The 19,175-nt window shown below is 72.0% G+C and carries 19 protein-coding genes, 1 tRNA gene and 1 pseudogene; 13 read left to right on the forward strand and 8 right to left on the reverse strand.

All coding sequences use genetic code 11. The annotated features are described in order from the left end of the window. Positions 1-6 precede the first annotated feature (6 nt). Positions 7-810 carry a hypothetical protein gene (locus tag BJK06_RS04905; RefSeq protein ID WP_156794769.1) on the forward strand — a complete coding sequence of 268 codons (804 nt, stop codon included), beginning with the start codon at positions 7-9 and terminating at the stop codon, positions 808-810. Between the two features lie 236 nt (positions 811-1,046). Here BJK06_RS04905 and BJK06_RS04910 read toward each other — a convergent pair. Continuing rightward, positions 1,047-1,118, reverse strand: a tRNA-Gln gene (locus BJK06_RS04910). Between the two features lie 80 nt (positions 1,119-1,198). Here BJK06_RS04910 and BJK06_RS04915 point away from each other — a divergent pair. The 3 genes from BJK06_RS04915 to BJK06_RS04925 all read left to right on the forward strand — a co-directional run bounded on the left by BJK06_RS04915 (position 1,199) and on the right by BJK06_RS04925 (position 3,572). Next, a complete protein-coding gene (locus BJK06_RS04915; RefSeq protein WP_070416944.1) occupies positions 1,199-1,693 on the forward strand; it encodes a MarR family winged helix-turn-helix transcriptional regulator in 495 nt (164 codons plus the stop codon). Between the two features lie 102 nt (positions 1,694-1,795). Beyond that, positions 1,796-3,121: a D-alanyl-D-alanine carboxypeptidase/D-alanyl-D-alanine-endopeptidase gene (locus tag BJK06_RS04920; RefSeq protein ID WP_258027712.1), complete on the forward strand. Its 1,326-nt coding sequence runs from the start codon at positions 1,796-1,798 to the stop codon at positions 3,119-3,121. A gap of 10 nt (positions 3,122-3,131) precedes the next feature. Beyond that, the gene (locus tag BJK06_RS04925; RefSeq protein ID WP_070416946.1) at positions 3,132-3,572 is read left to right on the forward strand and encodes a VOC family protein; all 441 of its coding nucleotides are present in this window, start codon (positions 3,132-3,134) and stop codon (positions 3,570-3,572) included. A gap of 6 nt (positions 3,573-3,578) precedes the next feature. Here BJK06_RS04925 and BJK06_RS04930 read toward each other — a convergent pair whose 3' ends face one another. The 7 genes and pseudogenes from BJK06_RS04930 to glp all read right to left on the reverse strand — a co-directional run bounded on the left by BJK06_RS04930 (position 3,579) and on the right by glp (position 8,781). Then, positions 3,579-4,925 (reverse strand): ABC-F family ATP-binding cassette domain-containing protein, encoded by a 1,347-nt coding sequence (locus BJK06_RS04930; RefSeq protein ID WP_374930696.1) that lies wholly within the window; start codon positions 4,923-4,925, stop codon positions 3,579-3,581. A 56-nt stretch (positions 4,926-4,981) separates the two neighbouring features. After that, positions 4,982-5,450, reverse strand: a pseudogene (locus BJK06_RS19160) (ATP-binding cassette domain-containing protein); the annotation flags it as partial. A gap of 157 nt (positions 5,451-5,607) precedes the next feature. Then, positions 5,608-6,006 carry a PLDc N-terminal domain-containing protein gene (locus BJK06_RS04935; protein ID WP_070416948.1) on the reverse strand — a complete coding sequence of 133 codons (399 nt, stop codon included), beginning with the start codon at positions 6,004-6,006 and terminating at the stop codon, positions 5,608-5,610. 105 nt (positions 6,007-6,111) lie between these two features. Then, a complete protein-coding gene (locus BJK06_RS18900) occupies positions 6,112-6,555 on the reverse strand; it encodes a molybdenum cofactor biosynthesis protein MoaE (RefSeq protein ID WP_083295067.1) in 444 nt (147 codons plus the stop codon). Further along, a complete protein-coding gene (locus tag BJK06_RS18905) occupies positions 6,552-7,064 on the reverse strand; it encodes a molybdopterin-binding protein (protein ID WP_070416949.1) in 513 nt (170 codons plus the stop codon). The genes BJK06_RS18900 and BJK06_RS18905 overlap by 4 nt, the downstream gene beginning before the upstream one ends. Further along, positions 7,061-7,555, reverse strand: coding sequence for a cyclic pyranopterin monophosphate synthase MoaC (gene moaC / locus BJK06_RS04950; RefSeq protein WP_070416950.1), 495 nt, complete (start codon positions 7,553-7,555; stop codon positions 7,061-7,063). Before moaC ends, BJK06_RS18905 begins: the two co-directional genes overlap by 4 nt. Continuing rightward, positions 7,552-8,781 carry a gephyrin-like molybdotransferase Glp gene (gene glp / locus BJK06_RS04955; protein WP_070416951.1) on the reverse strand — a complete coding sequence of 410 codons (1,230 nt, stop codon included), beginning with the start codon at positions 8,779-8,781 and terminating at the stop codon, positions 7,552-7,554. The genes moaC and glp overlap by 4 nt, the downstream gene beginning before the upstream one ends. A 119-nt stretch (positions 8,782-8,900) precedes the next feature. On the opposite strand from glp, the gene BJK06_RS04960 reads away from it, so the two are divergent. The 9 genes from BJK06_RS04960 to BJK06_RS05000 all read left to right on the forward strand — a co-directional run bounded on the left by BJK06_RS04960 (position 8,901) and on the right by BJK06_RS05000 (position 19,175). After that, entirely contained in the window at positions 8,901-9,800 is a 900-nt protein-coding gene (locus BJK06_RS04960; protein WP_258027713.1) for an MTAP family purine nucleoside phosphorylase, read from the forward strand. Next, complete coding sequence (locus tag BJK06_RS04965; protein WP_070416952.1) at positions 9,797-10,867, forward strand: NAD(P)-dependent oxidoreductase; 1,071 nt, start codon at positions 9,797-9,799, stop codon at positions 10,865-10,867. Before BJK06_RS04960 ends, BJK06_RS04965 begins: the two co-directional genes overlap by 4 nt. Positions 10,868-11,381: 514 nt before the next feature. Further along, entirely contained in the window at positions 11,382-12,128 is a 747-nt protein-coding gene (locus BJK06_RS04970) for a glycosyltransferase family 2 protein (protein ID WP_070416953.1), read from the forward strand. Next, entirely contained in the window at positions 12,125-12,757 is a 633-nt protein-coding gene (locus BJK06_RS04975) for a DUF2064 domain-containing protein (protein ID WP_070416954.1), read from the forward strand. The genes BJK06_RS04970 and BJK06_RS04975 overlap by 4 nt, the downstream gene beginning before the upstream one ends. Continuing rightward, positions 12,754-13,416, forward strand: a complete 663-nt coding sequence (locus BJK06_RS04980) for a class I SAM-dependent methyltransferase (RefSeq protein ID WP_070416955.1) — start codon at positions 12,754-12,756, stop codon at positions 13,414-13,416. The genes BJK06_RS04975 and BJK06_RS04980 overlap by 4 nt, the downstream gene beginning before the upstream one ends. 118 nt (positions 13,417-13,534) lie before the next feature. Continuing rightward, a complete protein-coding gene (locus tag BJK06_RS04985; RefSeq protein ID WP_070416956.1) occupies positions 13,535-13,780 on the forward strand; it encodes a hypothetical protein in 246 nt (81 codons plus the stop codon). 153 nt (positions 13,781-13,933) lie between these two features. Continuing rightward, complete coding sequence (pgm, locus tag BJK06_RS04990; protein WP_070416957.1) at positions 13,934-15,553, forward strand: phosphoglucomutase (alpha-D-glucose-1,6-bisphosphate-dependent); 1,620 nt, start codon at positions 13,934-13,936, stop codon at positions 15,551-15,553. A 12-nt stretch (positions 15,554-15,565) separates the two neighbouring features. Further along, a complete protein-coding gene (locus BJK06_RS04995; protein WP_083295070.1) occupies positions 15,566-16,501 on the forward strand; it encodes a hypothetical protein in 936 nt (311 codons plus the stop codon). A 187-nt stretch (positions 16,502-16,688) separates the two neighbouring features. After that, a complete protein-coding gene (locus BJK06_RS05000) occupies positions 16,689-19,175 on the forward strand; it encodes an MDR family MFS transporter (RefSeq protein ID WP_070416958.1) in 2,487 nt (828 codons plus the stop codon).

Below are 19,175 nucleotides of genomic sequence, written 5' to 3' on the forward strand. Positions count from 1 at the left end.
GTGGTCATGGACTACAAGGATGTCGAGGAAGAGATTGGAAAGCAGGCCTTCTACGCCGACGGCCGGCACAACCTCATCATGGTCGCCGGGAGTTGGCACCTCGCGTTCATGCCGGAAGCTCTCGTGACCGCCGAGGCAGACTGGCGCAAACTCGTGAAAGCAACCGAATCGCTGCCCGATAAGGAACGCAAAAACAGGCGAGCTGAGGGCAAGGCGCTTCTCGTCCAGCGACGCGCAGAACGGAGTAAGTACCGGCTCACACCCCGCAGTGGCTACGACCTCACCGGCGCACGCCAGTACACGTACCCCGACTTCAAGGACCCGTCCGTCTACGACGAGTCCACGAAGAAGTTCATCCCGGTCTCCATCCCGGGAAAGACTGTGAAGATTCCTGGCGTGCTGCACGACGACAAGGGTGTCAAGCACCAGAAGCACCTCAAGTACGGTCAGGAGTTCGAGTACAAGTCCGATGTTTGGCGCGCCTGGTACGGCAAGCGCAACAACATCGAGAACGGAAACTCCCGACTCAAAGATGCTGATCGCGAAGCGCTTGGCATCCCGATGAAGCGACGCATGCGCGGCCCGTGGGCCGTCGAGATCGCCGGCGCGATGGCGGCCGCCAGCGCGAACATCACCCGCATCATCGACTGGCTCAAGGCACGACTCGCACTTGCCTCGATGAACCGCATGAACAGAACGAGCGCCGCGCTCTTCGAACCCGGTATCGACAAGCTCACCGTCGCTGACCACGACGAACGGAACGAGTTCAACAGGCTCGCTCAAATCGACAGCCTCAGACTCATCGCGTAGCAGCCACGCGGACACCGAACTTAACAGCTCACGAAGACGACCAGCCAGCTGGTCGCGATGCCCCCTGCCCCGAAACCGAGGCAGGGGGCACTTGTGCATTTCGGTGCGCCGCCGAGAGGGCGATCGCCGTGCGTTTGCCCCCCGCACCGCGCGGTCGATGCTCGCATGAAGCGTCCCGGATACCGATTGCTCGAATATTCTCAACGAGATCGCTCAAAAAAACGATCTCCCCCCAGCTCCGCCTCCAGGATTCGAACCCGGACCTAACGGCACCAAAGGCCGTCGTGCTGCCATTACACCAAGGCGGAACGCGCACGGAGGCGCCCGTCCATCCTCCCACGACCGCGGCGGCTGGCCGTGCAGCCCCTGCTTCCGCCAAGATGGTGGGATGCCGCAGGAGGACGAGGTCGACCGCATCGTCGCGGCGTGGGGTCGCGAGCGCGCCGACCTGGACTTCGGCCCGCTCGAGGTCCTGTCCCGCGTCGACCGGCTCGCCCGACACCTCGACCGTGCACGGCGTGCGGCGTTCGACGCGAGCGACGTCGAGCCGTGGGAGTTCGACGTCCTGTCGGCACTGCGGCGGGCGGGTGAGCCGTACGAGCTGAGCCCGAAGACGCTCCTCCAGCAGACGCTGGTGTCGAGCGGCACGATGACGAACCGGGTGGACCGGCTGGCTGCCCGCGGGCTCGTCGCGCGTCGGACCGACCCGAAGGACGGCCGGGGCATCCTCGTGTCGTTGACCGCCGACGGGCGTGCAGCGGTGGACGCCGCGATCGCGGACCTGCTCGCCGCCGAGCGGGCCATCCTCGCGGGGGTGTCCGACACCGAGCAGGACCAGCTGTCGGGGTTGCTCCGACGCCTCATCCTCGGGCTCGGCGACTGACCCGACCGCCGAGCGGCTTCATCCGTTCGGCCGAGTCCACGGGCCGGGCTTCGGTCGTCGGGTCGATGTGCGACGAAGCCGGCTCCGGCCACGATGATCGACGTGCCCAGACTCCGCGCCCTCATCCGTCGCCGCCGCTCCACCCTGCTCTTCGTGCTGGTGCTCCTGCTGCTGGCGGCGGGCATCACGGCCACGACCTCGGCCATCGGTGCGCAGCGCCAGGCGAAGGCGGCGGGCGAGCTCTGCACCGCGGACGACCTCGCCGCCCGCTGGCACCACGGTGCGCTGTTCCTCGACGCGCGATCGGCCCGGACGGGGAAGACGGTCCTGACGCACCGGGGTGACGAGCCGACGCAGACCGGCAGCACGATGAAGGTCGTCACGGCAGCCGCGGCGGTGTCCGCGCTGGGACCCGACCGCCGGTTCACGACCCGGGTCGTCGCCGGCACCGATCCGGACGCGGTCGTGCTGGTCGGCGGCGGCGATCCGACCCTGAGCCGGCTGCCGTCCGGTCAGGACAGCGTCTACCCGCACGCACCGCACCTCGACGACCTGGCGCGGCAGGTGCTCGAGGCTCGTGCAGGGCAGCCGGTGACCTCGGTGCAGGTCGACACCAGCCTGTTCGACGGGCCGGCGTGGCACCCGAGCTGGCCGGAGAGCGCCCGGACCAGCGGCAGCGTCTCGAACATCACGTCGCTCATGGTCGACGGCGACCGCGACGACCCGACCGAGTCGTACTCGCTGCGGAGTGCCGGAGCGGTCGCGCGCGCGGCGACGGCGTTCGCGGCACTCCTCGGGCCGGACGTCCGGGTGGACACGAACTCGGTGCCGGCGCCGTCCGGCGCGCAGGTGCTCGGGACCGTGCGGTCGGCGACGGTGTCGGAGCTGGTCGGGATGCTGCTCACGGACTCCGACGACACCCTCGCCGAGGTGCTCGCCCGTCACGTCGCCATCGCCGAGGGTGCCGGCCGCTCCTTCGATGCCGTGCAGGCCGGGAGCACGAGGGCCCTGGTGCGCTACGGGGTGCCGACCGGAGGCCTGCGCCTCGTCGACGGCTCGGGCCTCAGCCCCGACAACCGGGTACCCGCCTCGGCGCTCACCACGCTGATGCGCGCGGTCGCTTCGAAGCAGGACGGCCTCGGTCCGGTCGACGCCGGACTCGCGGTCGCGGGACGGACGGGCACGCTCGGCGACGACGGCCGGTTCACCGGCGCCGCAGCGGACGCCCGCGGGCACGTCCGCGGCAAGACCGGGACGCTCGACGACATGTACGGCCTGACCGGGGTGACCGACGAGGTCGGCGGTGACCGCATCGTTTTCACGGTCTTCGCCGAGGGCACGAGCGACCCGGGCGCGCGGAAGGAGATCGACGCCCTGGCAGCGGCGTTGTGGCGGTGCGGCGGACACGCTCCGGCACTGCGGGGGTAGCCTCCGGCCCATGCACGCGATCACCCTGGCCGTCGCTGACGTCGCACGTTCGGCGGAGTTCTACCGCGCCCTGCTCGGGATCGAGGGCAGCGGCGTCATCGGCACCGAGTACCCGCCGACCGAGACCGAGGCGGGCGGCACCACGGCGATGTTCACCCTCGACGACGGTCTGATCGTCAGCGTCTACGGGCGGGACGACATGGCGAAGGACTCCGGGGTGGCACTCGCCGACGGCCCCGCGGCGACGATCGGGCACTTCGTCGACAGGCAGGCCGACGCCGAAGCGTTCCTCGACCGGGCCCGGATCGCCGGCGCGACGATGCTCGCGGCGCCGTACACACGGCCGTGGGGCATGTGGTCCGGCTTCTTCCAGGACCCGGACGGCCACCTGTGGGAGGTCGTCGCGAACCCCGGTGGCGGGGCCCCCGAGGTTGCGAAGCCAGCGGAGTAGCGCGCCTCAGACCCCGAGCAGCTCCGCGACCTCGAGCCAACGCTCCTCGAGCTGCTCGATCTCGGCCTCGTGCGCGGCGAGCTTCGCCTGCAGCTCCCCGAGCCCGGCGTAGTCCGACTGGTCGTGGGTGGCGAAGTCGTCGAGCAGCTTCTTCCGGTCGGCACCGACCTTCGCGATCTTGCGGTCGAGCGCCGACATCTCCTTCTCGGCCGTCCGACGCTCCGCGCCCGACAAGCCCGAGGCGGCCCCGGCCGACGCGCCGGGACCGGCCGTGGCGGTGGACCCGGCCACGGCGCCGGCCGAGCCGGTCCCGCCAGCCGTGTCGGGCCTCCCGGCAGACGCGGCGGCAGCCGCTGACGCGGTCCCGCCACCGGTGCCGGCCGCACGGAGCCGCATGTACTCGTCGACGCCGCCCGGCAGGTGCCGCAGGTGCCCGCCGAGCACGGCGTACTGCTGGTCGGTCACGCGCTCGAGCAGGTACCGGTCGTGGCTCACGACGAGGAGGGTGCCGGGCCAGGTGTCGAGCAGGTCCTCCATGGCGGCGAGCATGTCGGTGTCGAGGTCGTTCGTGGGCTCGTCGAGGATCAGGACGTTCGGCTCGTCGAGCAGGATGAGCATGAGCTGCAGGCGGCGCTTCTGGCCACCGCTGAGGTCCTTCACCGGCGTGGAGAGCTGCGCCGAGGTGAAGCCGAGCCGCTCGAGCAGCTGGGACGGCGTCATCTCCTTGCCGTCGGCGACGTAGCTCGTCTTCTTGCGGGCGACGACCTCGCGGACGCGGTCGTCGGCGAACTGCGCGAGGTCGGCGAGCTGCTGGTCGAGGACGGCGACCTGCACGGTCTTGCCGGTCTTCACGCGGCCGCTCGTGGGCTGCAGGCGCCCGGACACGAGGCTCAGCAGGGTCGACTTGCCGGCACCGTTCGGGCCGAGGATGCCGGTGCGCTCCCCCGGCGCGATCCGCCACTCGATGCGGTCGAGGATCTCGGTGCCGTCGAACGAGACGCTGACGTCGAGCAGGTCGACGACGTCCTTGCCGAGGCGTGCGGTGGCGGTCTTCGCGAGGGCGACCGTGTCGCGGATCGGCGGCACGTCGTCGATGAGGGCGTTCGCCGCGTCGATGCGGAACTTCGGCTTGCTCGTGCGGGCCGGGGCGCCGCGGCGGAGCCATGCGAGCTCCTTGCGGGCCAGGTTCTGCCGGCGCTGCTCGCTCGCGGCGGCCTGCCGGTCACGCTCGACACGCTGGAGGATGTACGCCGCGTAGCCGCCCTCGAACGGGTCGACGACGCCGTCGTGGACCTCCCACGTGTCGGTCGACACCGCGTCGAGGAACCACCGGTCGTGCGTCACGACCACCATGCCGCCCTGGTTCGCGGACCACCGGCGGTTGATGTGCTCGGCGAGCCACTGGATGCCCTCGACGTCGAGGTGGTTCGTGGGCTCGTCGAGGAACAGGACGTCCCAGTCGCCGACGAGCAGGCGCGCGAGGGCGACACGGCGGCGCTGGCCACCGCTCAGCTCGTCCACCGACACGTCCCACGGGATGTCCGACACGAGGCCGCCGATGATGTCGCGGATCTTCGGGTCACCGGCCCACTCGTGCTCTGCGAGGTCCCCCACGACGACGGTGCCGACGGTCTCGCCCGCGGGCAGGATGTCGCGCTGGTCGAGGTACCCGACGGTCAGGCCGCGGCGGTGCGTGACGCGGCCGCCGTCCGGTTCGAGGCGCTGGGACAGCAGGGCGAGGAGGGTCGACTTGCCGTCGCCGTTCCGGCCGACCACGCCGATGCGGTCGCCCTCGTCGATGCCGAGGGTGACGTTGTCGAAGACGACCTTGGTGGGGAACTCGAGATGCAGGTTCTCGGCGCCGAGGAGATGAGCCACCCGTCAAGGGTAGGCGGCGTGGCCGGGTGGTCGGTGCGGGGTGCGTTCCGCAGCGTGCGAGGTTCCTGGCTCCGTGCGACGGGCTGCGGGTCGCACGGAGGGCGGGACCTCGCACCGTGCGTCCGTCAGGGGTGCGGCGCGGGTCGGGAGGCGCTGGTCAGGTCCCGGTGGTCGGCTCGCCCTCGCCGGCGGCTTCCTTCGCCCGCTTGAGGCGCGCCTGCGCCTCCCAGTACTCGATCTCGCGCTCGAGCTCGGCGAGCTCCTGCTCCGTGCCGCTCACCCGCTTGTCGCCGTGGGCGTTGCGGGCATCGCCGAGCGTGGCGTACCGGTCTTCGTGGCGAGCTGGCTCGAGGTACCGGCCGTGGTTCCGCTCGCCCGGCGCCCAGTCGTGTCCGACGGCGAACCAGACGATGCTGCCGACGACGGGGACGAGGACCACGAGGAGTACCCAGGCGAACTTCGGGAGCCCACGGATCTGGTCGTCGGTCTTCGTCAGGATGTCGATCAGGGCGAAGACCAGCAGGACCACGCCGGCCCCGTACAACAGCACGCTCATGGTCTCGGATTCTATGGATCGGCTAGGAACCGTCGCTACGCCCCGAACGCGTGGCGCGGTTGCGATCCGGCAACGGTCCGCTGCGGGGATCCACAGGGTCGTCCGTCAGAGGGCGGCGACCCACTCGTCGGAGCCGTCGGTGAAGCGCTGGTGCTTCCAGATCGGCACCCGCTCCTTCACGAGGTCGACGAGCGCACCGCAGGCGGCGAACGCCTCGGCCCGGTGCGGGGACGACACGGCTGCGGCGAGCGCCACGTCCCCGATGCCGAGCGCGCCCACGCGGTGCAGCACGGCGATGCGGACCTCGGGGTGGGCGTCCGCGATGGTCCGGGCCACCTCGGCGATGACCTCGCCGGCGCTCGGGTGCCGCTCGTACTCGAGCGCGGTCACGCCCTTGCCGCCGTCGTGGTCGCGGACGACCCCGGCGAAGGTGACGACGGCACCGTCCTGGTCGGTGGCGACGACGGCCGAGACCTCGTCGACGGTGATCGAGCGGTCCACGATGTCGGCCACCACGACCCGGTCGCGAGCCGCCGCAGCGTCCGTCACGAGGCGCTCCGCGGGGCGTGGCCCTCGCCCGAGACCTGGGCGAGGACGTGGTCGAGCAGGCCGTCGAGGACCGCGAGTCCGTCAGCGACACCGCCGCGGGACCCGGGGAGCGTGACGATCAGGGTGCCGCCGCCGGCGATCCCCGCGATGCCACGACTGAGCAGCGCGGTCGGTCCTGCTCCGGCGAGTCCGCGGCGCCGGATCTCCTCGGTGATGCCGGGGAGCTCGAGGTCGATGAGCGGTGCGATCGCCTCGGGCGTGCGGTCGGTCGGGGTGACGCCGGTCCCGCCCGTGGTGATCACGACCCGGGCGTCCGACAGGAGTTCGGCGGAGACCGTCTCGGCGATCGGGCCGCCGTCGGGCACGATGACCGGCTCGGCCACGGTGAAGGCTCGCTCGCGGAGCCAGCCCGCGATGACGGGACCGGTCCGGTCGAGCGCGAAGTCGACGGACGCCTGGGTCGACACCACCACGACGGCCGCCCGGCCCCTGGTCGGCTGCGAGGTCATCGGTTGCTCCAGTCCCCCGAGCGTCCGCCGTGCTTCTCGAGCACCCGGACGTCCGTGATCGTGGCCGTGCGGTCGACGGCCTTCACCATGTCGTACACGGTCAGGGCCGCGATGCTCGCGCCGGTCAGCGCTTCCATCTCGACGCCGGTCCGTGAGGTCGTCCGCACGGACACCTCGACGACGACGCGGTCGTCGTCGCCGGTGATGTCGACCTCGACCCCGGCGATCGGCAGCGGGTGGCAGAGCGGGATGAGGTCGGAGGTCTTCTTCACCGCCATGATCGCCGCGATGCGGGCGGTGCCGATCACCTCGCCCTTGGGCAGCGAGCCGTCGAGGATGCGGGCGACGACGTCGGGGCGGGTGACGAGGGTCGCGGTCGCGGTGGCGGACCGCGCGGTGACGTCCTTCTCGGAGACGTCGACCATGTGGGCGGTGCCGTCGGCGCGGACGTGCGAGAGTTCGTCGCCGCCGGGCAGAGTCGGGTCGGTCATCGGAGGCTCCAGACGGTCAGCGGGTCACCGGGCGCCACCGTGGCGGTGCCGATCGGGACGTGGACGAGGTGCGTGGCGGTGGCGTAGTGCGCGAGCAGGTGCGAGCTGGGGCCCCCGACGAAGTGCACGCGGCCGTCCTCGACCCGGCCGCGCCGGACCTGGTGCTTGCCCTCGGGCGAGGTCGCGGTGTCCGCAGCGGGCAGCACCGCGGCGACGCGGTCGTCGGGGATCCCGGCGTCCGCCGCCAGGAGCGGGCGGAGGAAGACCTCGAACGAGACGAGCGCCGACACGGGGTTGCCGGGGAAGGACACCACGGGGACCGGACGCCCGGCGAGTTCGACGGTGCCGAACGCCTGCGGGCCGCCGGGCTGCATCGCGACGGGGGTGACGGCGAGACCCCGCGGTTCGAGGGCCTGCCGCACGACCTCGTACGCCCCGGCGCTGATGCCACCCGTGGTGAGCACGAGGTCGGCCCAGTCCCCCACCGCATCGTCGAGGGCCGCGACGAAGGTCGATTCGTCGTCCGGCACCCGCACCGACCGCGAGGCCACTCCGACCTCGGCGAGCGCCGCCCGCAGTGCGATCCCGTTGGCGTCGCCGATCGTGGCGTCACCGGCGCCCTGGAGTTCGGAGCCGGTGGACACGACGAGGACCCGGAGCTGCCGGACGACGTCGACCGTCGAGACCCCGGCCGCGGCGAGCGTCCCGAGCACCGCGGGGGTCACGGCAGCGCCGGCAGGAGCCAGCTCGCCCCCGCTCGGCAGGTCGGTGCCCGTCGCCCGGACGAAGGTCCCGGGGGCGAGGTCGTCCGGCACCGTGACCTCGGCCAAGGCCAGCGCCGCGGGGAACGCCCCGGGGTCGGTGGCCTCGACCGGGAACACCGCGTCAGCGCCGAACGGGATGCGCGCCCCCGTCATGATCGGCGCAGCGGTCCCGAGGCCCAGCGCCGAGGGCATCGTCCCCGCCGGGATCGGGGCGGCCACCCGCAGCACGCGACCGGCGTCGGCGGCACGGACGGCGAAGCCGTCCATCTGGCTGTTGTCGAACGGCGGGAGCGGCACGGGTGCGACGACGGCACGTGCGAGCACGCGGTGCCCCCGTCCGCCGCCGGCACCGGTGGCGAGGTCGTCGATGTCCCGTGCCTCCGGGACCGCGGAGCGCCTGGCGGACAGGACCGGCGCGACCAGGGCCGCGATCTCGTCACGGTGCTGACCGATCGTTCGCACGTGCGCCTCCGAACAGGTGAGAAGTGTGCCCGCTCCCGGTCCGGCCGGGGGCGGTCCCAGTAGCGTAACGAGCGCGCAGAACGCGCCGAGGACCATTCGGAGGACCTGTGGAGAACGACGTGACCACGACCGGGGCTGTGGACGAGACGCGCATCGGGGTGATCGGCGGTTCGGGCCTCTACGAGCTGTTCGAACCCGGCACCGCGGACGAGATCGACGTCGACACCCCGTTCGGCGCCACGTCGAGCCCGATCAGCATCGGCACGATGGCCGGCAAGCGCGTCGCGTTCCTCACCCGGCACGGCCGCGCGCACTCCGTCGCCCCGCACCGCATCAACCACCGCGCGAACCTGTGGGCGCTGCGGTCGCTCGGGGTCCGCGCCGTGGTGTCGTCGAGCGCCGTCGGCGGGCTGCACCCCGACTACGCCCCGGGGACCTTCGTCGTGACCGACCAGCTGATCGACCGCACGTGGGGCCGCGCGGACACGTTCTTCGAGGACGCCGTGCAGCACCTCTCCTTCGCGGACCCGTTCGACCCGGTGCTCCGACGCGTCGCGATCGGTGCGATCGAGCGCCTCGACGTGCCGTTCCGCCCGACGGGCACGTGCGTGGTGATCCAGGGGCCGCGGTTCTCGACGCGTGCGGAGTCCGTCTGGATGCGCGAGGCCGGCGGCCACACGATCAACATGACGATGACACCGGAGGTGCCCCTCGCGGCCGAGCTCGGCATCGGGACGGTGAACCTCTCGTTCGTGACCGACGCCGACGCCGGACTGGCCCCGTCCGAGGCGGAGGCGGAAGCGCAGGCAGCCGCCGGAACCAGCGAGGCCCCGGTCACGCACGGCATGGTGATGGAGCGCCTAGCCCGCGCGAACGAGGTGATCGTCCGCGCGATCGGCTCGATCGTGGCGGCGATCCCGGACGACTACACCCCGCGCGAGCTCGTCCCGGCCGAGGCGAGCGCGAGCGCCATGACGAGCGCACGGCCTGCAGCAGCGACCACGGGAGCCACCGCGTGACCCGCCTGCTCGTCACCGGCGGCGCCGGCTTCATCGGCTCCGCCATCGTCCGCCGCGCCCGGGCCGAGGGCCACGAGGTGCGCGTGCTCGACTCCCTCCGCGACGACGTGCACGGCGACCCCGCCGAGGTCGTCACCGCCCACCAGCAGCAGGGCATCGAGTTCGTGCACGGCGACGTCCGCGACCGGGTCGCCCTCGACGCGGCCCTCGACGGTGTGGACGTGGTGTGCCACCAGGCCGCCAAGGTCGGCCTCGGCGTCGACTTCCAGGACGCCCCGGACTACGTCTCGACGAACGACGCGGGCACGGCCCACGTGCTCGCCGGCATGGACCGCCACGGCATCGGCCGGCTCGTGGTCGCGAGCTCGATGGTCGTCTACGGCGAGGGGGCGTACACGACCGCCGCCGGCGAGCCCGTGCGCCCGCCCGCCCGTCGCCGTGCCGACCTCGACGCCGGTGAGTTCGACCCGATCGGCCCGGACGGCACGCCGCTCTTGCCCGGCCTGATCGACGAGTCCGCCGCGCTCGACCCCCGCAACGTGTACGCGCAGACGAAGGTCGCGCAGGAGCACCTCGCGTCGTCGTGGGCGCGCGCCACCGGAGGCCGCGCGATCGCCCTGCGCTACCACAACGTCTACGGGCCGGGCATGCCCGCGAACACGCCGTACGCCGGGGTCGCCTCGCTGTTCCGCTCGGCGCTCGCCCGCGGCGAGGCCCCCCGCGTCTTCGAGGACGGCCGCCAGCGTCGCGACTTCGTGCACGTCGACGACGTCGCCGGCGCGAACGCCGCGTCGATCGCCGCGACGGCGGAGCTCCCGGCGGAGAGCTTCCGTGCGTACAACGTCGGCTCCGGCGTCGTGCACACCATCGGCGAGATGGCGGCCGCGATCGCCGGTCCCGAGGGGCCGCGACCGGTCGTCACGGGCGAGTACCGCCTCGGGGACGTCCGGCACGTGACGGCGTCGTCGGACCGGATCGCCGCCGAGCTCGGGTGGCGTGCCGAGGTCGACTTCGAGCGCGGCATGCGGGAGTTCGCGACGGCGCCGCTGCGCGCCGCGGTGCAGTAGGCCGCGGGCCACTCGCCGGCGCCGCCGCGAGCGGGCGCGCCCGCGAGCGGGCGGAATGCGTCGCCCGGGCTGAGCGGTCGAGCGGGCATGACTCGCCGCTCGCGTTCGTCGAGCGGGTGGAACCGGTCGCACCGCGGCCGCGAACGCGACGTTTCGTGCCCGCTCGGCGACCGGGCTGGCGGGCAGGCAGGCGGGCAGGCGGGCCAGCGGGCAGGAGCGCGACCGCCTGGAGGCGCGGCGCCGGTCCCCGAAACCGGCGCCGCGCCTCCAGGCCGGCACCCCCACCGCGTGACGCGTCCGCCCGACGCCCCACCTGCGTGTCCCCGGATCAGGGGTGGCCCGCCACCGAGAGTGCGCGGAACGTCCATCGGGGGACGCCGATCCTGTACCCCGACCGCTCATCACGTGTTGTGTCGTAGGCATGGAACGACAGCCGGCCCACGAGACCGACCGCCCCGCCCCGCCGACGCGCGCGGCGGGAGCCGACACCAGTCGTTCCGACGCTCCGCACCGAATGGGCGACATGAACGTCGACGTCATCCTCCCCTGTCTCGACGAGGCCGATGCCCTCCCCGAGGTCCTGGGCCGACTCCCGCGCGGCTACCGCGCGATCGTCGTCGACAACGGCTCGACCGACGGCTCCGCCGACGTCGCCCGGGCCCACGGCGCCCTCGTCGTGACCGAACCGGTGAAGGGCTTCGGCTCGGCCTGCGCCGCCGGGGTCGCCGCCGCCACGGCCGAGTACGTCGCCTTCTGCGACGCCGACGCCTCGATGGACCCGGCCGAGCTCGTCCCGCTCGTCGCCCGCGTGGCCACAGGACACACCGACCTCGCCCTCGGACGCCGCGTGCCGACCACGCCAGGTGCCTGGGCACCGCACGCCCGGTTCGCCAACCGCGTCCTCGCGGTCCTCATGCGTCGCGCGACCGGGTACCGCCTGCGCGACCTCGGCCCGATGCGCGTGATGCGTCGCGCGGACCTGGTCTGCCTCGACCTGCGGGATCGCCGCAGCGGCTACCCGCTCGAGATGGTCCTCGCGGCGCACGCCGCCGGGTGGCGCGTCGACGAGTCAGACATCGGGTACGCGCAGCGCATCGGCGACAGCAAGGTCACCGGCACGCTCCGCGGCACCGTCAACGCCGTCAAGGACATGTCGCGTCTGCTGCGCGAGTACCGCCGGGAGGCGCGACCCACCGTCGTCGCACCCGCTCCGGTCCGCCACGTGGCTGGCCCCACCCACTCCGAGGAGGTCCACTCATGACGACCGACATCACCGTCGCGGTGGTCGCGAAGGAGTGCCTGCCCGGCCGGGTCAAGACCCGCCTGACGCCGGCGCTCACCCCCGAGGGTGCCGCACGGGTCGCCGCCGCGAGCCTCGCGGACACGCTGGCGACCGTCCGTGCGCTGCCCGCCGCCCGACGGGTGCTGTTCTACGACGGCACGGTGCTGCCGACCGGCGCCGAGGGCTTCGACGTCATCCACCAGACCACGGGCGGCCTCGACGAGCGGCTCGGTGCACTGTTCGACACCGTCGAGGGCCCGACGCTGCTCGTCGGCATGGACACGCCGCAGTTCGGGCCGGCCGACGTCGCACCGGTGTTCGACGAGCCGCAGCGCGACGCCTGGTTCGGCCCGGCCGAGGACGGCGGCTTCTGGTCCCTCTACCTGCGCGACCCGGACGGCGACCTGCTCCGCGGCGTGCCGATGTCGCAGGACGACACCGGTGCGGTCCAGTTCGAACGCCTGACCGACGCCGGGCTCGACGCGGGCACCCTCGGGGTCCTGCTCGACGTCGACACCGTGCCGGATGCCGAGCGCGTCGCCGACCTCGTACCAGACTCCGCGTTCGCCGCCGCACTGCAGGCCGAGACCACGGGGGCACTCCGATGACCATGGAAGCACCCGTCTCCTTCGGGGCCGGCGGTGGCGAACCGTACGCGCGTGCGCTCCGCACCGACGGTCGCATCCGGCTGACGGACACCTCCCGACCGGACCGGGCGGTCACGCTCGACGTCGGCCGCTGGAGCGCCGCGGCGGACCGCATCGACCGGTCGCTCCTCGACGGTGCGGACGGCCCGGTGATCGACATCGGCTGCGGGCCGGGGCGGATGCTCGTCGCCGCGCGCACCCTCGGCATCCCGTCGCTCGGCGTGGACGTCTCCGCCGACGCCGTGGCGATCGCCCGACGCTCCGGCGGGACGGCGATCCAGGGCTCGGTCTTCGACCCGGTCCCCGACGAGGGGCACTGGGACACGGCGCTCGTGATCGACGGGAACATCGGCATCGGTGGCGACCCGGCGGCCCTGCTCGCCCGGTGCCGCGAGATCGTGCGCGTCGGCGGCCGCGTGGTCGTCGAGACCCACGTCGACCGCACCGCCGACCGGGTGTACACCGCCCGCGTGGTGGATGCCGACGGCCACCAGAGCGCGGGCTTCCCGTGGGCCGAGGTGGGCGTCGACGCCCTGCTCGACCACGCCGAGACGGTCGGCCTGGTGGCGAAGCAGAGCTGGACCGCCGAGGGCCGGACCTTCTGCGAGCTGCTCGCCTGAGCATTCCTTCTTTTGTGTCATGCAAAAGAAGGAGGTAGTGTGGTGGTCATGAAGCCGACGGCGTCGCGGTCGCCGGCCCGGTGACCGACGACCCTCGGCACGACGACGAGGAGCATCCATGCAGAACCGTCAGAACCCCCTGGGCGGCGCGTACGTGACCGGCCTCGAGAACCGTGACGAGCTCGGCGCCTACGCTGTGGACGCCGCCCGGCGACCGATCGGCACCTACACCGGAACCGGGATCGGTCGCGCACTCGGCCGCTTCGTCGAGACGCAGTCCCGTCGGCCCGCCACCGCGACGTCCTCGACGCGCACGGCCACCGGTTCGCTGCGGACCGCGACGGGCTCGTTCCGCACGGCCTGACGCCGTCCCCGTACCGCGAGCGGTCGTCCACCCGGGGTGTCCCCCTTTCTCCCCGGTGCGGACGGCCGCTCGCTCCTCGTCCACAGGCGCGCTCGTCGTCCACAGGCGCGACGTTCCTGGGCGTGCCGACCCGTGCGATGCCAGGATGGACGCATGAACGACCGCGCCGGCACCCCCGCCACTGCAGACGACCTCGTCGACCTCGACGCCCTCATCGCCGCGTACCACGAGCGCGTCCCGGACGTCTCCGTCCCCGAGCAGAAGGTCGTCTTCGGCACCTCGGGCCACCGCGGCTCCTCGCTGGACTCCGCGTTCAACGACACCCACATCGCCGCGATCACGCAGGCGATCGTCGAGTACCGCACGTCGCAGGGCACCGACGGCCCGCTCTTCATCGGCCGTGACACGCACGCGCTGTCCGGCCCCGCCGAACGCACCGCGCTCGAGGTCCTCGCCGCCAACGGCGTGCACGTGCTCGCCGACAGCGAGAACGGCTACGTCCCCACCCCGGCGCTCAGCCACGCGATCATCGCGTACAACCGTGCCGGCAACGCGGATACGGCGGACGGCATCGTCATCACGCCCAGCCACAACCCGCCCCGCGACGGCGGCTTCAAGTACAACCCGCCGCACGGTGGCCCGGCCGACAGCGATGCGACGAGCTGGATCGCCGAGCGCGCGAACGCGATCATCGCCGGCGGCAACGCCGAGGTCCAGCGCACCGAGCACGCCTCGCCCGACCGCTACGACTTCCTCGGCGCCTACGTCGCCGACCTCGAGAACATCATCGACATCGACGCGATCAAGCGTGCCGGCGTGAAGATCGGCGCCGACCCGCTCGGTGGTGCGTCGCTCCCCTACTGGAACCGCATCCGCGACCACTACGGGCTCGACCTCACCGTGGTCAACCCCGACGTCGACCCCACCTGGTCGTTCATGACCCTCGACTGGGACGGCAAGATCCGGATGGACCCGTCGAGCCCGAGCGCGATGGCCTCGGTCGTCGCGCGCAAGGACGACTACGACGTCCTCACCGGCAACGACGCCGACTCCGACCGGCACGGCATCGTCACGCCCGACGGCGGCCTGATGAACCCGAACCACTACCTCGCCGTGGCGATCGAGTACCTCTACGCGCACCGTCCGGCCTGGTGCGACGACGCCGCGATCGGCAAGACCCTCGTGTCGTCGAGCATCATCGACCGCGTGGCCGAGTCCCTCGGTCGCCGCCTGTGGGAGGTCCCGGTCGGCTTCAAGTGGTTCGTCCCGGGCCTGATCGACGGTTCCGTGGCCTTCGGCGGCGAGGAGTCGGCGGGCGCGTCGTTCCTCCGCAAGGACGGCACCGCGTGGACCACCGACAAGGACGGCATCATCCTGGCGCTCCTGGCGTCGGAGATCATCGCGGTCACCGGCAAGACCCCGTCGCAGCTCTACGACGAGCTGACCGAACGCTTCGGCGCCCCGGTCTACCAGCGTGTCGACGCCGCCGCGAGCAAGGAGCAGAAGGCCCGCCTGTCGAAGCTCGACGGTGACGCCATCACCGCCGAGACCCTCGCGGGCGACCCGATCACGGCGAAGGTGTCGAAGGCTCCGGGCAACGACGCGGCCGTCGGCGGCGTGAAGGTCGTCACCGACAAGGCGTGGTTCGCGGCCCGCCCGTCCGGCACCGAGGACGTCTACAAGATCTACGCCGAGAGCTTCGTCGGGCAGGAGCACCTCGAACAGGTGCAGCGCGAAGCCAAGGAGATCGTCGACGCCGCACTCGGGGCCTGAGGTCTCGCGCGGATGGGGTGGTTCGGCCGGAAGCACGACGATCGGCACGACGAGCCCGCCCCGACGCTCGTGGTGCTCGCGCAACGAGCCCTCGCCGAGCGCGGCATGGAGACCACGGTCGAGGTGCCGGCCGGTGAGCAGGCTCGTCTGGTCGGCACCGACGGCCGGGTCTTCCTGCTCGAGAACCTCGCGGCGCAGGTGCACGGCGAGACCCCGGACGTGCAGGCCGACATGGTCGCCGAGCACTTCGACCGGATGATCCAGGCGTACAGCGAGCCGGCACCCGAGGAGCTCGGCGCCGACGAGCTGCGGCAGCGCATCCGACTGCGGATCCTGCCGGACCGCAGCGCGGACGGCAGCACGGGCCTCGGCGCCGGGCCGTCCGACCCGACCGACCTCGACTACGCCCGACCGTTCGCTCCCGGGCTGGTGCTCGGGCTGTGCGTCGACTACCCGACGATGGTGAGCACGCTGTCGGGTCCGACCCTGCCGCGGCTCGCCCTCGGCATCGACGAGCTCTTCGCCTTCGGGCAGCTGGGCACCGACGACGAACCGGTGGACGAGCACGCCGAGATCGCCCCCGGGGTGTTCATCGTCGAGGGCGAGTCCCTGTTCGTCGCGTCGAAGGCGGTCAACCTCCCGGCGCTCTTCGGTGCCGCCGGGTTCGGCACGGTGTTCGCGATCCCGCACCGGCACCTCCTGCTCGCCGTCCCGATCCGTGACGCGTCGAGCATCACCTCGGTGCAGATGCTCGCCAGCCTGGTCGTGCAGGTGCTCACGGACGGCGAGCACGGCCTGCCCGGCGGGGTGCTGAGCCCCCTGCTGTACTTCTCGCGCAACGGCCGGGTCAGCGCGGTGTCCGGCTTCGACGACGAGACGGGCGCGATGCGCATCGAGGTGGACGAGCGGTTCCAAGAAGCCCTCGAACAGGCCGCCGCAGCGTCCTGACGCACCGCACGCCACGCTCGGGCGTACTGTGACGGCGTCGGGAGCGCTCACGAGGGCGTTCCGACAGACGCCACCGAAACCGGTGCCGGTGCTGCCGATCCACTCAGGAACCCACTCCGGCGCGACCCTTCACCTTGCGGCAGATGTAACTTTGCAGCCAGCGCAAAGTTTCCGGGAGACCCTGCACATGACCCAGACCGCGACCGCACCCGCGGCACCCACCACCTCGTCCAACGCCGTGATGAACCACCGGCAGATCCTGCTGGTCATCTACGGCCTGATGGCGGGGATGTTCCTCGGCGCCCTCGACCAGACGATCGTCGGCACCGCGATCCGCACGATCGGCGACGACCTGCACGGCCTCGACCAGCAGGCCTGGGTGACGACCGGCTACCTCATCGCGTCGACGATCACGACGCCGATCTACGGCAAGCTGTCCGACATCTTCGGCCGGCGTCCGCTGTTCCTCACCGCGATCGGCATCTTCATCGTCGGGTCGTTCGCCGCGTCGTTCTCGACCTCGATGCTCATGCTCGCCGGCTTCCGCGCACTGCAGGGCCTCGGCGCCGGCGGTCTGATGTCCCTGCCGCTCGCCATCATGGGCGACATGCTCGCCCCGCGCGAGCGCGCCAAGTACCAGGGCTACTTCCTGGCGGTCTTCGGCATCTCGAGCGTCATCGGCCCGCTGGTCGGCGGTGTCTTCGCCGGGGCGGACCAGCTGCTGTTCATCGCCGGGTGGCGCTGGGTGTTCCTGATCAACGTGCCGATCGGCATCATCGCGCTGTTCATGGTGCTGACGTTCCTGCACCTGCCGAAGTTCGGCGACCGCGGCAAGCCCCGGATCGACTGGTGGGGCGCGACGCTCGTCATCGTGACCCTGGTGCCGCTGCTCCTCATCGCCGAGCAGGGCCGCGAGTGGGGCTGGGACTCCCCCGGCGCCTTCGCCTGCTACGCGATCGGTGCGCTCGGGCTCATCGCGTTCATCATCGTCGAACGGGCGATGGGCGACGACGCGATCCTGCCGCTGAAGCTGTTCGGCTCGCGGGTGTTCTCGATGTCGGCGATCCTGTCCGTCCTCGTCGGCTTCGGCATGTTCGGCGCGATGCTCACCATCCCGCTGTACCTGCAGATCGTGAAGGGCGTCACCCCGACCGAGTCCGGGTTCGCGATGCTCCCGATGGTGCTCGGTCTGATGATCTCGTCGATCGCCTCGGGTCAGATCATCTCGCGGACCGGCAACTACCAGGTCTTCCCGATCACCGGCACGGCGTTCACGGCCATCGGGTTCACCGTCCTGACCTTCCTCACCGCCGATCGCCCGCTCTGGTTCCTGATGCTCGGCATGTTCGGCATCGGCCTGGGGCTCGGGCAGCTCATGCAGACCCTGACCCTGGCGGCGCAGAACTCCGTCAGCCCGCGGGACATCGGCGTCGCGACGAGCGCCGCCACGTTCTTCCGCCAGATCGGCGGCACCATGGGTACCGCCGTACTGCTGTCCGTCCTGTTCACGCTCATGCCGACGAACATCACGACGGCGATGCAGAACGAGGGCGACCTGAAGAGCGCCCTGAACGCCGCACTCACCCCGTCGGTCGCGAACGCGTCGGACAACAAGGGCGTGATGGACCAGATCTGGAACAAGATCGTCGACCCGGTGCAGCAGAACGTCCAGGACGGTCTCGACAAGGGCGCTGCCCAGGCCAAGGAGGCCGCGGACGCCGCCGTCACGAAGCAGGTCACCGCTGCCGTCCAGCAGCAGGTCGCGGCCGGCACGGTCCCCGAGGCTTCGGCGGATACGGTCATCGCCCAGCAGGTCGCCGCCGCGAAGCCCGCCGCCGAGCAGCAGGCACTCGAGACCGCCGCGTCGAAGGCGAACGCCGAGGTCGTGGACGGCTCGCTGCAGGTGGACTACTCGAACGCCGACCAGCGCCAGAACGTCGTCGACGAGGTCGCTCCGACGCTCGTCAAGCAGCTCAAGAGTGGTGACTCGAGCGCGAGTTCCTCGACCAGCTCGTCGACGAGCGACACGTCGTTCCTCAACGGCGCGGACAAGCGCCTCACCCGGCCGTTCCTCGTCGGGTTCAGCGACTCCGCCGTGGTCGTCTACTACGTCGGCCTCGCCGTGATCCTGCTCGCCTTCGTGCTCACCTGGTTCTTCCGCGTTCCGCCGCTCCGGAAGGTCTCGGCACTGCAGGAGCAGGCGAACACCGAGCGCGCGGACAACGAGCGGGCGACCGCCGACGCGGACCGCCTGACCGTGGACGCCCAGCACGCAGCCGCCCGTACGGGATCGCTCGTCTCGCCGGACACCGGCTCGATGGCGGTCGTCCCGACCTCGCCGGACGTCGTCTCGCAGCCGCGCTCGGCCGGTTCCGCGGTCGGCGTCGGTGTCGGTGTCGGGCAGTCGACGACCCGGTCGGCCGGTTCAGCCGGCGGTCCCACCACCGTCTCCCTCGACGGCACCCGCGCACCACTGCCCGACGCGACCACGCACGGCGCGCACTCCGCCGCCGCGCCGGTCGACGAGCCGCCCACCACCACGGGCGCGATCCGCACCCGAGCCGCGCACGCCGCGACGGACGCGACCACGGACACCACCGCCGGCGACGCTGCGGAGGCGAGCCGCACCTCCAGGCCCGACGAGCACGGGCACGGGCGTCACTCAGCCGAGTAG

The sequence above is a fragment of the Curtobacterium sp. BH-2-1-1 genome (assembly GCF_001806325.1).
Lineage (GTDB): Bacteria > Actinomycetota > Actinomycetes > Actinomycetales > Microbacteriaceae > Curtobacterium.

Coding starts and splice junctions, on each gene's coding strand:
- pgm (WP_070416957.1), top strand. CDS start 13,934: ATGAACGACCGCGCCGGCACCCCCGCCACTGCAGACGACCTCGTCGAC.
- BJK06_RS04935 (WP_070416948.1), bottom strand. CDS start 6,006: ATGAGCGTGCTGTTGTACGGGGCCGGCGTGGTCCTGCTGGTCTTCGCC.
- BJK06_RS04985 (WP_070416956.1), top strand. CDS start 13,535: ATGCAGAACCGTCAGAACCCCCTGGGCGGCGCGTACGTGACCGGCCTC.
- moaC (WP_070416950.1), bottom strand. CDS start 7,555: ATGACCGACCCGACTCTGCCCGGCGGCGACGAACTCTCGCACGTCCGC.
- BJK06_RS18905 (WP_070416949.1), bottom strand. CDS start 7,064: ATGACCTCGCAGCCGACCAGGGGCCGGGCGGCCGTCGTGGTGGTGTCG.
- BJK06_RS05000 (WP_070416958.1), top strand. CDS start 16,689: ATGACCCAGACCGCGACCGCACCCGCGGCACCCACCACCTCGTCCAAC.
- BJK06_RS04980 (WP_070416955.1), top strand. CDS start 12,754: ATGACCATGGAAGCACCCGTCTCCTTCGGGGCCGGCGGTGGCGAACCG.
- BJK06_RS04905 (WP_156794769.1), top strand. CDS start 7: ATGGACTACAAGGATGTCGAGGAAGAGATTGGAAAGCAGGCCTTCTAC.
- BJK06_RS04915 (WP_070416944.1), top strand. CDS start 1,199: ATGCCGCAGGAGGACGAGGTCGACCGCATCGTCGCGGCGTGGGGTCGC.
- BJK06_RS04925 (WP_070416946.1), top strand. CDS start 3,132: ATGCACGCGATCACCCTGGCCGTCGCTGACGTCGCACGTTCGGCGGAG.
- BJK06_RS04930 (WP_374930696.1), bottom strand. CDS start 4,925: ATGGTGGTCGTGACGCACGACCGGTGGTTCCTCGACGCGGTGTCGACC.
- BJK06_RS04995 (WP_083295070.1), top strand. CDS start 15,566: ATGGGGTGGTTCGGCCGGAAGCACGACGATCGGCACGACGAGCCCGCC.
- BJK06_RS04970 (WP_070416953.1), top strand. CDS start 11,382: ATGGGCGACATGAACGTCGACGTCATCCTCCCCTGTCTCGACGAGGCC.
- BJK06_RS04975 (WP_070416954.1), top strand. CDS start 12,125: ATGACGACCGACATCACCGTCGCGGTGGTCGCGAAGGAGTGCCTGCCC.